The 12020-nt window shown below is 42.7% G+C and carries 10 protein-coding genes; 9 read left to right on the top strand and 1 reads right to left on the bottom strand.

Features of this window, described 5'->3' with window-relative positions; all coding sequences use genetic code 11:
• Position 1 precedes the first annotated feature (1 nt).
• The 8 genes from QZ076_RS10430 (at position 2) to leuB (ending at position 10008) form a co-directional block, all read left to right on the top strand.
• A complete protein-coding gene (locus tag QZ076_RS10430; protein ID WP_293713144.1) occupies positions 2 to 1657 on the top strand; it encodes a RagB/SusD family nutrient uptake outer membrane protein in 1656 nt (551 codons plus the stop codon).
• Between the two features lie 147 nt (positions 1658 to 1804).
• Entirely contained in the window at positions 1805 to 2968 is a 1164-nt protein-coding gene (locus QZ076_RS10425; protein ID WP_293713142.1) for a metallophosphoesterase family protein, read from the top strand.
• A gap of 357 nt (positions 2969 to 3325) precedes the next feature.
• Entirely contained in the window at positions 3326 to 4822 is a 1497-nt protein-coding gene (locus tag QZ076_RS10420; RefSeq protein ID WP_293713140.1) for a 2-isopropylmalate synthase, read from the top strand.
• Positions 4823 to 4840: 18 nt separating this feature from the next.
• Entirely contained in the window at positions 4841 to 6238 is a 1398-nt protein-coding gene (gene leuC / locus QZ076_RS10415) for a 3-isopropylmalate dehydratase large subunit (protein ID WP_293713138.1), read from the top strand.
• 33 nt (positions 6239 to 6271) lie between these two features.
• Positions 6272 to 6862 carry a 3-isopropylmalate dehydratase small subunit gene (gene leuD / locus QZ076_RS10410; RefSeq protein WP_293713136.1) on the top strand — a complete coding sequence of 197 codons (591 nt, stop codon included), beginning with the start codon at positions 6272 to 6274 and terminating at the stop codon, positions 6860 to 6862.
• Position 6863: 1 nt separating this feature from the next.
• Positions 6864 to 8375 carry an alpha-isopropylmalate synthase regulatory domain-containing protein gene (locus QZ076_RS10405; protein ID WP_293713134.1) on the top strand — a complete coding sequence of 504 codons (1512 nt, stop codon included), beginning with the start codon at positions 6864 to 6866 and terminating at the stop codon, positions 8373 to 8375.
• Positions 8376 to 8393: 18 nt separating this feature from the next.
• Complete coding sequence (locus QZ076_RS10400) at positions 8394 to 8840, top strand: methylglyoxal synthase (RefSeq protein WP_075556292.1); 447 nt, start codon at positions 8394 to 8396, stop codon at positions 8838 to 8840.
• A 97-nt stretch (positions 8841 to 8937) separates the two neighbouring features.
• Positions 8938 to 10008, top strand: a complete 1071-nt coding sequence (leuB, locus tag QZ076_RS10395) for a 3-isopropylmalate dehydrogenase (protein ID WP_293713130.1) — start codon at positions 8938 to 8940, stop codon at positions 10006 to 10008.
• 246 nt (positions 10009 to 10254) lie between these two features.
• Here the strand turns inward: leuB and QZ076_RS10390 are convergent, their stop codons facing one another.
• Positions 10255 to 10893, bottom strand: coding sequence for an RNA polymerase sigma-70 factor (locus QZ076_RS10390; protein WP_293713128.1), 639 nt, complete (start codon positions 10891 to 10893; stop codon positions 10255 to 10257).
• A gap of 117 nt (positions 10894 to 11010) precedes the next feature.
• Between QZ076_RS10390 and QZ076_RS10385 the strand changes: the two genes are divergently transcribed.
• Entirely contained in the window at positions 11011 to 12006 is a 996-nt protein-coding gene (locus tag QZ076_RS10385; protein WP_293713126.1) for a FecR family protein, read from the top strand.
• The last annotated feature ends 14 nt before the right edge of the window (positions 12007 to 12020 follow it).

Here is a 12020-nt window from a genome sequence, read left to right as displayed (position 1 = left end):
TATGAAAAGATTATATAGAACCGTAAAATTTGCAGCAGTTGCTCTTCTCGCATTCTCTTTGAGCAATTGTAACGATGATTTGACGACGAATTCATCTACCAATGTGGATGAAGAAACCATAACATCCAGTACTACTGGTTTGAATATGGCATTGAATTCAGCTTACCGCTTTATTTTGATGGGACCGGAAACGGGTAGTCAGAATGATGCTTGTTATACGGGTATGGCCGGTTTAGCGATGTTTTATGATTTGGCTGGTGCCGATTTCCTTAGTACGAAGAACTATGGTGGCTCGGTTGAAAACAGTTATAACTTTGCTCCGGAACGTGCACAATCTACCGGTGATTATTCCAAGCGTATCTGGAGTAATATGTATAAGATCATCAACCAGGCAAATATAATTATCGATGCACTGCCTGAGGCTACCGGAACAGACACTGAAAAGACTATATTGAAAGGACAAAGTCTGGCAATGCGTGGTATTAGCTATTTTAATTTGTTGATTTGCTATCAACAGACTTATGCTATAGCAAAGGATAAACGTGGCGTTATCTTACGTCTTTCTTCTGAAGACCCGGATTCTAAGGCTTTTTCTACTGTTGAAGAATGTTATCAGCAGGTCGTTTCTGATTTGAAGGAAGCAAAAAGTCTGTTGGCTTCTTATGAGAGAACGGATATGTGGCGTATCAATGCTGATGTTGTATCTGCTCAGTTGGCACGTGTTTATCAAGTGATGGGCGATTGGCAGAATGCACTGAATGAAGCAAAAGGTGTGTATGAAAAATATAACACATTGATGACAAAAGATGAATGGTATAGTGGCTTCGATAACCTGCTGACTGATGGTTGTAAAGAAGTTATTTGGGGTGTTAAATTTACCAACGTTTCAAATGTCAGCACCAACAGTATTTTCAACTATATGTATAATCAGGATCCCAGTTATGGTGAAACAATGACGGTAGGTCCTATTTATAGCTTTATCAACATCTTGGTCGATCAGAAGTATGTAGATATGTTTGACGAAAGCGATTATCGTGGAGCCAAATGTACAAAGACAGAAGGTGTAACGGATGCCGATGAAAAACCTGTCATGTTCTGGCATCGTACAGCTAACGGTGATAAGGAAATTAAGGCAAAATGGGCTTATAATAAGTTTAAATACTATGGTGACGCCAACGGTGCTCCAATGGGTAATACATATCCTGAGTTATCATTGATGCGTGCATCCGAAATGTTGTTGATCATGGCCGAAGCTGAAGCTAACCTGAATAACAGCGCTTCTGCTTTATCCTACCTGACAACTTTGCAGAATGCACGTAACGTAGCAAAACCGACAACAGCAACAGCTAAAGACGAACTGCTGGAAGCTATCTATGTGGAACGTCGTAAAGAACTGCTGGGTGAAGGTGTTACCGGTATGTATGATTTGCTTCGTTTGCAGAAACCGTTATACCGCTATGGATCTACATCCGCTAATCTTGCCGGTCATTTTGCCTCAGGATTGATGTATTTGGATGGTTATAATGCTTCGGATGCACAACCGAAAGGCTTCCTTAATTCTAACGACTATCGTTTCTTATGCCAGATCCCTGAGCTGGAAATGGCAAACAATGAAGCAATCAGTAGTTCAGATCAGAATCCTTTCAGCGGACAATGATAGGTTATATTTAATAAGAAAATAGAAGTAAAGGTCGTTTCCGAATGAGGAAACGACCTTTTTTGCGAATAAACCGGTATGGTATTTGCCGGCCCAACAGAAGCAATTATCTTTGCAGATAAGGAAAAAACTAAATAACAATATGCCATGAAGAAAATCAGTCTCCTATTCTTTCTATCTTTATTGATCAATCTCTCTCTCTTTGCCCAGGAAGACATCCGGATCACTCATGCCCCGTATCTGCAAAATCTGGGTGAGAACGAAGTTACTATTGTTTGGACTGTCAATAAACCCTCGATAGGTTGGGTGGAACTTGCTCCCGACGACGGTACACATTTCTATCAGACTGAACGGCCCAAGGTGTTTAATGCGAAGAACGGAATAAAACTGACTTCTACGGTTCATGCCGTCCACCTGAAAGGACTGGAGCCCGGAACGCGTTACAGTTATCGTGTGTATTCGCAAGAAGTTTTGAGTCATCAGGGTTGGCGGGTTATATATGGAAATGTGGCGGCGACAGACGTATATATGAAAAAGCCGCTCGTATTTAAAACCAGCGATCACGGTAAGCAAACGGTGAACTTTGCCATGGTCAACGATATACATGGTAAAAGCGATATGCTGGAGAAGTTGGTGTCTCATTGCGATCTGAAAGCGACCGACTTGTTCTTGTTTAACGGCGATATGGTTTCTATTTTCAACAGCGAGAAAGAGATCTTTGACGGATTTATGAGTAAGGCAACGGAACTTTTTGCTTCAGAGTTGCCAATGTATTATACTCGCGGAAATCATGAAACACGAGGTTCTTTTGCTACGGCTTTCCAGAATTATTTTTCACCCGGACAAGATCATATCTATTATATGTTTCGCCAGGGACCGGTTTGTTTTGTCATACTGGATAGCGGGGAGGATAAACCGGATACCGATCTCGAGTATGCCGGAATCACGGTCTACGACCAGTATCGTACGGAGCAGGCTGAATGGCTGGCAAAGGTATTGGAAAGCAAGGAGTATAAGGAAGCTCCTTTTAAAGTGGTTGTTTGCCACATACCACCATTCGGAGGATGGCACGGCGACCAGGAGGTGAAAGAGAAGTTTATCCCCCTGCTCAATAATGCGAATGTCGATATTATGCTTTGTGGACACCTTCACCAATATATCCGCAATGAAGCGAAAGATGGCGTTAAGTTCCCGGTTATTGTAAACTCTAATAATACGGTCTTAAAAGCTGAAGCCCAAAATAATAAACTTAGCATAAAGATACTCGACCAGGATGGAAAAGAGGTAGATAAGCTGGATATAAATAAGTGAGAGCATACCTATCCTGTCATAAAATGTGCTCTTGTGTGATGATTTATAGGTTACATTCTGCCTTCTCTTACATTTTATAAGGAAACAGGTGTGAAAAATATCGTTTTATATTTGGTGGTTTAAAAAAAGGCTGTATCTTTGCAACGTTAAATAAAAAAAGACAATGAAACAGAATATAGCAAATAGTCTCATTATTTCTCTAAACATTATTCTACTCTGGGAACGGGATAGGAAGTGAGACTGTACGTGCTTTTCTGATGCATGAAGATATTAAAAGAGCCTTTCTCACTTCCTTGTGAGAAGGGCTTTTTTTATGGATACAAACAAGAATATAAACAAATTTAAGAGTATAAGATTATGTCAGACAGATTATTTATTTTCGACACCACGTTGAGAGATGGTGAACAAGTTCCGGGATGCCAGTTAAACAGTATTGAAAAGATTCAGGTAGCCAGAGCGCTTGAAGAACTTGGTGTGGATGTGATTGAGGCAGGATTTCCGGTATCGAGCCCGGGGGACTTCAATAGTGTTGTTGAGATATCGAAAGCTGTCACCTGGCCAACTATCTGTGCGTTGACCCGTGCTGTCGAAAAAGACATCGACGTGGCTGCCGAAGCATTGAAGTACGCTAAACGTGGACGTATCCATACCGGTATCGGTACTTCCGATTACCATATCCGTTATAAATTCAATTCCAACCAGGATGAAATTCTGGAACGTGCTATCGCAGCTACGAAATACGCTAAACGATATGTGGAAGATATCGAGTTTTATTGCGAAGATGCCGGACGTACGGACAATGCTTATCTGGCACGTGTTGTTGAGGCCGTGATCAAAGCGGGTGCCACAGTTGTAAATATTCCTGATACGACCGGTTATTGTCTGCCTGACGAATATGGTGCAAAGATTAAATACCTGATGGAACATGTAGACGGCATACAGAATGCAATTATTTCAACTCACTGCCATAATGACCTGGGAATGGCTACCGCTAATACCGTACAGGGTGTTTTGAATGGTGCACGTCAGGTCGAAGTAACTATCAATGGTATCGGTGAACGTGCTGGAAATACATCCCTTGAAGAAGTCGCAATGATTTTCCGTAGCCACAAGGAACGTGAAATCGAAACCAATATCAATACCACTAAGATCTACGGTATCAGCCGTATGGTTTCAAGCCTGATGAATATGCCTATCCAGCCGAATAAAGCCATTGTCGGACGCAATGCGTTTGCTCATTCTTCCGGTATCCACCAGGATGGCGTATTGAAGAACCGCGAAAGCTATGAGATCATCGACCCGAAAGATGTCGGTATCGACGATAACGCAATAGTACTGACCGCCCGTAGCGGACGTGCTGCCCTGAAACATCGTTTGAGCGTTTTAGGTGTGGAACTGAGCCAGGAAAAGCTGGATAAGGTATATGAAGAGTTCCTGAAACTGGCCGACCGTAAGAAAGATATCAACGACGACGATGTATTGATGCTGGCCGGTAAAGACCGTACCGCCATGCACCGTATCAAACTGGATTACCTGCAGGTTACTTCCGGTGTCGGCCTGCAGTCTGTTGCTAGTGTTTGTCTGGATATTGCCGGTGAGAAGTTTGAAGCTGCCGCATCCGGAAACGGTCCTGTCGATGCAGCCATTAAAGCCGTCAAATCGATCATTCACCGCACGATGACTATTCAGGAGTTTCTCATTCAGGCGATTAATAAAGGGAGCGACGATATGGGTAAAGTACATATGCAGGTCGAGTATGATGGAAATAACTATTACGGTTTTGCAGCCAACACCGATATTATCGCAGCTTCGGTAGAAGCCTTTATCGATGCAATCAATAAGTTCGTAAAATAACATAATACATAATTAGCAATGAGCAAGACATTATTTGAGAAGATTTGGGAAAAACATGTGGTGGATACCCTTCCCGACGGAACGATCCAGTTTTATATCGACCGTCTGTATTGCCATGAAGTGACCAGTCCGCAGGCTTTCGCAGGGTTACGTACCCGTGGCTTGAAGCCTTTCCGTCCGGAACAGATCACTTGTATGCCGGACCATAATATTCCGACATTGAACCAGGAGAAGCCGATCGAAGACCCTGTGTCTAAGAACCAGGTAGATACGTTGGAAAAGAATGCCAAGGATTTCAATCTGACTTATTACGGATTGCAACATCCGAAGAACGGTATCATCCATGTGGTAGGCCCGGAAACAGGTCTGACTCAGCCGGGGATGACAATCGTTTGCGGCGACTCTCACACTTCTACCCACGGGGCCATGGGGGCCATCGCTTTTGGTATCGGTACCAGTGAAGTAGAGATGACTCTGGCTACCCAATGTATTATGCAGCGTAAGCCGAAAACGATGCGTATCACCATCGACGGCAAACGTAAACCCGGCGTAACAGCTAAAGACTTTGCCTTGTACATTATAAGTAAGATGACGACAGGCGGTGCCACCGGTTATTTCGTCGAGTATGCCGGCGAAGCTATTCGCAATACAACGATGGAAGAACGCCTTACTATCTGTAACTTGTCCATCGAAATGGGTGCCCGTGGTGGTATGATTGCTCCCGACCAGGTGACTTTCGATTATCTGAAAGATCGTGAATTTGCTCCCCGTGCCGAAGCCTGGGAAAAGAGTCTGGCTGAATGGCGCGAACTATATAGCGATCCGGATGCCCGATACGACAAAGAAATCGTTTTCCATGCTGAAGATATCGACCCGATGGTTACTTATGGTACCAATCCGGGAATGGGAATGGGTATCCGTGAAAGCATTCCGACGATGGAGAGTGTAGATGAAGCAGGCCGTATCTCTTATAAAAAATCTCTTGACTACATGGGCTTCACAGCCGGTGAACCGATCATGGGTAAGAAGATCGACTATGTATTCCTGGGTAGTTGTACGAACGGACGTATCGAAGACTTCCGCGATTTCGCATCTTTGGTGAAAGGAAAGAAAAAAGCGGACGATGTAATCGTATGGCTCGTACCCGGAAGCTGGCAGGTAGAGCGTCAGATTCGTGCCGAAGGTATCGACAAAATATTGAATGAGGCCGGTTTCGAACTGCGTCAACCGGGTTGTTCGGCTTGTCTGGCCATGAATGACGATAAGGTTCCGGCAGGTAAATATTCCGTATCGACATCCAATCGTAACTTCGAAGGTCGTCAAGGCCCCGGTGCACGTACCATCCTGGCCGGTCCTCTGGTTGCAGCAGCTGCTGCGGTGACAGGTAAGATCACTGATCCGAGAGATTTAATGTAATAAGATTACGAACTGAAAAATCAAAAGAACGAAATGAAAGAGAAATTCACGATAGTAACATCCACCTGTGTACCTCTTCCTCTGGAAAATGTAGACACAGACCAGATCATCCCTGCCCGCTTCCTGAAAGCCACCACACGTGAGGGCTTCGGCGATAATCTTTTCCGCGACTGGCGTTATGACAAGGCGGGTAACCCTAATCCTGACTTTGTACTGAATCAGAATACGTATGAAGGCGAGATCCTGGTAGCCGGAAAGAACTTCGGTAGCGGTTCGAGCCGCGAGCATGCAGCTTGGGCGATTGCCGGATATGGTTTCCGGGCCGTTGTCAGCAGTTTCTTTGCCGACATCTTCAAGAACAATTCGATGAACAACGGCCTTGTTCCGGTTGTTGTTTCTCCTGAGTTCCTGGCAGAGATATTCGCATCTGTCGAGGCCGATCCCAAAGTAACGTTGACGATCGATCTCCCTTCGCAGACGATAACCAACAATGCAACCGGTAAAAGCGAATCCTTTGACATCAACGCATATAAGAAAGACTGTCTGGTAAACGGTCTGGACGATATCGATTACCTCTTGGCTAATAAGTCGAAAATTGAATCGTACGAAGCAAACAGAAAGTAAGATGTTAGAAATAATGGATACAACCCTTCGGGATGGGGAACAGACATCGGGTGTCTCCTTTGCGGCTCATGAAAAGCTCAGCATCGCACAGATGTTGTTGAGCGATTTGGGAGTGAACCGCGTAGAGGTAGCCTCGGCACGTGTATCGGACGGAGAGTTCGAAGCCGTGAAACGTGTGGCTACCTGGGCCGAACGTACCGGAAATCTGCATAAGCTCGAAGTCTTGGGTTTTGTAGATGGCGACGCCTCGCTCAACTGGATCGAATCGGCCGGTTGTCGTGTGGTAAACCTACTCTGTAAAGGTTCGTATAAACACGTAACCGAACAACTCCGCAAATTGCCTGAACAGCATATTGCAGATATCCGTTCTGTTGTATCGCTGGCTACCGAAAAAGGTATTGATGTAAATATTTATCTGGAAGACTGGTCGAACGGAATCAAAAACTCCCCCGATTATGTATTCCAACTGATCGATGCGTTGAAAGACCTGCCGATCCGTCGTTTCATGCTGCCTGATACACTGGGCATCCTGAATCCGGGCAATACGTACGAGTTCTGTAAGCAGATGCTCGACCGTTATCCCGACCTGCATTTCGATTTTCATGCCCATAACGATTATGACCTGGCGGTTGCTAATGTCTACTCGGCTGTCAGGGCTGGGGTACATGGTGTGCATACCACGATCAACGGGTTGGGCGAACGGGCAGGGAATGCCCCGCTCAGCAGTGTGATCGCAGTAATCAAAGACCATCTGAACGGTCAGACCAGTGTGCGGGAGGAAAAGATCAATGCAGCCAGCCGGTTGGTAGAGACTTATTCAGGCATCCATATTGCCCCGAACCGTCCGATCATCGGCGAACATGTCTTTACGCAATGTGCCGGGGTGCATGCGGATGGCGATAGCAAAAATAATCTGTATTGCAATGACCTGATCCCCGAACGCTTCGGGCGTGTACGCGAATATGCACTCGGAAAAACATCCGGTAAAGCCAATATCCGTATGAACCTGGAATCGCTCGGAATAGATGTAGACGATGAATCCATGCGTAAGATCACCGAGCGCATAATCGAGTTAGGTGATAAGAAAGAAATGGTAACAACTGAAGATCTGCCTTATATTATCAGTGATGTCCTTCACCATGATACTATGACGGATCAACGTATCCGTATATTAAATTATTCATTATCTTTGGCACAGGGACTGAGGCCTGTAGCAACACTGAAGATCGAGATCAACGGCGAGGCTTATCAGGAATCGGCTTGTGGCGACGGACAGTATGACGCATTTGTTCGTGCTCTTCGTAAGATCTATTCCGATCTGGGGCGTCCGTTCCCGATGTTGACCAACTATTCCGTATCTATTCCTCCCGGCGGTCGTACCGATGCTTTCGTACAGACGATCATCAGCTGGAATTTTGCCGGAGTAGACTTTAAGACACGCGGTCTTGATGCCGACCAGACAGAAGCCGCCATCAAGGCAACGCTGAAGATGCTGAACAAGATTGAACAATAATTATAGGAGGTATTAGTTATGAACAAAAGATTGACCATTGCGCTCGTAGCGCACGATAACCGTAAAGCAGACATGGTAGAATGGGCTGTACACAATGCAGAATTTCTTTCTCATCATCATTTGGTGTGTACCGGAACCACCGGTGGACTGATACGTAACGCTTTCGACGAGAAAGGCGTAGGTGCTGAAATTACTTGTATGCATTCCGGTCCGTTGGGCGGAGATGCCGAAATAGCAGCAATGGTAGTACGGAAGGAAGTGGATCTGGCGATCTTTCTGATCGACGACTTGAATCCACAGCCTCACGAAGCCGACATCCAGATGTTGCTTCGCCAGTGTCGTGTTCATAATGTGCCCATTGCTTGTAACCGTTATAGTGCAGACCTGATGATTACGAGCACTCTGTGGGACGATGACAGTTATGTCCCCACGGAACCCAAATATGTATTATTTAAAAGAGACTAAAAATAATGTGCCAATATAACAATGTGCCAATATGCTGATTAAGATATAATCTGTTGGTATTAGCATTGGCATATTGGCACATTGAACAATTATTTATATGAAATTAAACATCGCAGTCCTTCCCGGCGACGGTATCGGTCCCGAGATTGTAGAACAAGGTATGAAAGCCGTAAAAGCTATATGTGAGAAATATGGCCATGAATTAAGTTACAAACATGCTTTAGTGGGAGCCGTTGCCATCGATGAAACAGGCAACCCGTATCCGGACGAAACGCACGAGCTCTGTATGCAGAGCGATGCCGTTTATTTTGGTGCGATTGGTTCTCCGAAATACGATAATAACCCGTCAGCCAAAGTTCGTCCCGAACAGGGACTGCTCGGTATGCGCAAGAAACTGGGGCTTTTTGCCAATATCCGTCCGGTGACTACTTTTCCGTCGTTGCTGCATAAGTCGCCGCTTCGTGCTGAATTGATCGAAGGGGCCGACTTCATGTGTATCCGGGAATTGACAGGTGGTATGTATTTCGGTCGTCCGCAAGGTAGAAGCGAAGATGGTAATACGGCCTACGATACCTGTGTTTATACCCGCGAAGAGATCGAACGCATCGTTCGCCTGGCTTACCAATATGCACAAAAACGCCGCAAGAAAGTAACCGTTGTCGATAAGGCGAACGTATTGGCTACTTCCCGCCTGTGGCGTCAGGTTGCACAGGAAATCGAAAAAGAATATCCGGATGTGGAAACTGAATATATGTTTGTGGACAATGCTGCGATGCGTCTGGTTCAGTGGCCGAAGAGTTTTGATGTGATGGTGACTGAAAATATGTTTGGTGATATCCTGACAGATGAAGCGTCTGTGATCACAGGTTCACTCGGAATGTTACCTTCGGCCTCTATCGGTGTACATACTTCTGTATTCGAACCGATCCATGGTTCTTATCCGCAAGCTGCCGGGAAGAATATAGCGAATCCGTTGGCTACTATCCTGAGTGCAGCCTTGATGTTCGAATATGCTTTCAACCTGATGGAAGAAGGTGCTTTGATTCGCGAAGCGGTTGCCGCCTCTATGGATGCAAACGTCGTTACAGAAGACATTGCTGAAAACGACAAGGCCTATAAGACCAGCGAAGTCGGAGATTGGATTGCTGAATATATTGCAAAGAAATAATTGTTTATAACATCCGGTGGAGCGAAACATTTTTCGTCCCATCGGGCGTTTTGTTTGATATAATCTTATTTTTTACTGCGACTATCTTGTATAGTGTTTTATTCCTATGTACGTGTTTTTCTTATTCTGAGATAGTAACTGTTTATTATAAGTCTTATTTTCTTTATGCATAACAATACATGATTATGCATCTTTCTAATAATGAGAATTGTCATTAATAATGGAACTTCGCCACTTTTATAACCCTCAAAATAAATATTTATAAATAGTATAACAAAGAAAGGGCATCAAATCTAGCTTTTGTAAATGGGTACGAAGTATTGACAACGCTTTGCTAATATGACCTTCTACTGTTTTTTCGCTAATATTCAATAATTTAGCAATCTCTTTGTTCTTTAATCCTTGACCACGACTTAATAGAAAAACTTTTCGGCATTGTTCCGGGAATGTCTCCACACAAGAAATTATCTCATCCGATACCTCTTTTAGTAACAATGATTCTTGTAAATCATAGCTAATTATTTTTTGTTGTAGCTGTAATTTGATATTTTGTTCGTTAAGATTAAGGCTTTCTACTTGTGAATTAAGATAACTTATTGATCTATTATAAGTCGCTTTATATAAATATGGTTTTATAGACTCACTAAAATTGATAGTTTCCCGTTTCATCCATAAAGCAAGAAATACATCCTGTACAATATCTTCGGAAGCGAACTTATCATTTGTATACTTATTAGCAAAAGCAAGTAATGGATAATAATACACATGGAATAGGTCTTCAAAAAATATAAAGTCTTGTTTTACAAAGTCTCTATTTGCTATGTTGCTATTATTATGCATAATCTCACTCTCTCTAATTGTAGTTTTTTGACGCAAAGATAACATTACTCACACAGAAATATCAATCGTTTGTTATGTGGCTGTGTTAAATAATATTTATTTCTATGTATATAACGAGGGGTAAAAGTTCATTTTGTGTGTTAGATATAAATACTATACAAAATGGATGACATCATTATAAAATATTTAAATCAGACAGCAACAGAAGAAGAAATGAAACTTCTGTATGCATGGTTAGAGTCTGATATTGATAATCAGAAATATTTTGCGGCTATAAGGGATGTTTGGTTTACTTCTGAGGCTGCCTTAGCTTCTTTATATGGGAAAAATACGAACGCATTTACTACATTCAAGAATAGAGCGTTAGCATTTGAGTCCAGAAAAAAACAAAAAAATAATAAAATGTTTTTATTCAAAATTGCAGCATCAATAGTTATACTGATTAGTTGTTCACTTATAAGCTTCTTAACAGGAAAGTACTCCTTTCCTGTTAAGCCTCAAATTGTTACGATCAAGACGAATCAAGTTCTTACAGGAGTTGGACACAAAGAAAAAATAATTCTTCCAGACGGTTCATTTGCTTGGTTAAATAGTAACAGTAAACTGATGTATCCGGATAAATTTGAAAGAAATAGCAGAAAGGTGATTTTGGATGGTGAAGGATACTTTGAAGTAAAGCATGATAAAAATTCTCCTTTCTATGTGGAGACATCCAACATGTCTGTAAAAGTATTAGGCACACATTTCGATGTTCAGTGTTATTCGGAAAGAGATATTTCAGAGGCAATATTGCTTTCAGGAAAAGTTGAAGTTCAATTAAAATGTAATAATGATACACATGTTTTGTCTCCAAACGAAAAGCTATCTTTTGATAAACAAAGTAATAAAATAAGTTTAATCAAAGTGGATGCTACTGATTATGCATTATGGACGGCAGAGAAACTAGTTTTCGAAGATGAGAGGTTAATCGACATATTAAAAAAAATCGAGTATTGGTATAATATTAAGATATTTATCCAGAACAATGTTCCGTTAAATACTCGTTATTCTCTAACTATTCGAAATGAATCAAAAGAAGAGATACTCAGAATGTTATCCATTTTAGCACATTTTAATTACACGATAAATGGAAATGTAATAAATGTTTTCGAGAAGTAAAGTTAAGTAGTAAC

It is taken from the genome of uncultured Parabacteroides sp. (genome assembly GCF_905196875.1).
Lineage (GTDB): Bacteria > Bacteroidota > Bacteroidia > Bacteroidales > Tannerellaceae > Parabacteroides.
The sequence above is the reverse complement of the archived record's forward strand: the minus strand, read 5'-3'. Positions and strand labels throughout refer to the sequence as shown.

What these genes read in the sequence shown, in the direction of transcription:
- QZ076_RS10430 (WP_293713144.1), top strand. Translation starts at nt 2, where the DNA reads ATGAAAAGATTATATAGAACCGTAAAATTTGCAGCAGTTGCTCTTCTC.
- QZ076_RS10425 (WP_293713142.1), top strand. Translation starts at nt 1,805, where the DNA reads ATGAAGAAAATCAGTCTCCTATTCTTTCTATCTTTATTGATCAATCTC.
- QZ076_RS10420 (WP_293713140.1), top strand. Translation starts at nt 3,326, where the DNA reads ATGTCAGACAGATTATTTATTTTCGACACCACGTTGAGAGATGGTGAA.
- leuC (WP_293713138.1), top strand. Translation starts at nt 4,841, where the DNA reads ATGAGCAAGACATTATTTGAGAAGATTTGGGAAAAACATGTGGTGGAT.
- leuD (WP_293713136.1), top strand. Translation starts at nt 6,272, where the DNA reads ATGAAAGAGAAATTCACGATAGTAACATCCACCTGTGTACCTCTTCCT.
- QZ076_RS10405 (WP_293713134.1), top strand. Translation starts at nt 6,864, where the DNA reads ATGTTAGAAATAATGGATACAACCCTTCGGGATGGGGAACAGACATCG.
- QZ076_RS10400 (WP_075556292.1), top strand. Translation starts at nt 8,394, where the DNA reads ATGAACAAAAGATTGACCATTGCGCTCGTAGCGCACGATAACCGTAAA.
- leuB (WP_293713130.1), top strand. Translation starts at nt 8,938, where the DNA reads ATGAAATTAAACATCGCAGTCCTTCCCGGCGACGGTATCGGTCCCGAG.
- QZ076_RS10390 (WP_293713128.1), bottom strand. Translation starts at nt 10,893, where the DNA reads ATGTTATCTTTGCGTCAAAAAACTACAATTAGAGAGAGTGAGATTATG.
- QZ076_RS10385 (WP_293713126.1), top strand. Translation starts at nt 11,011, where the DNA reads ATGGATGACATCATTATAAAATATTTAAATCAGACAGCAACAGAAGAA.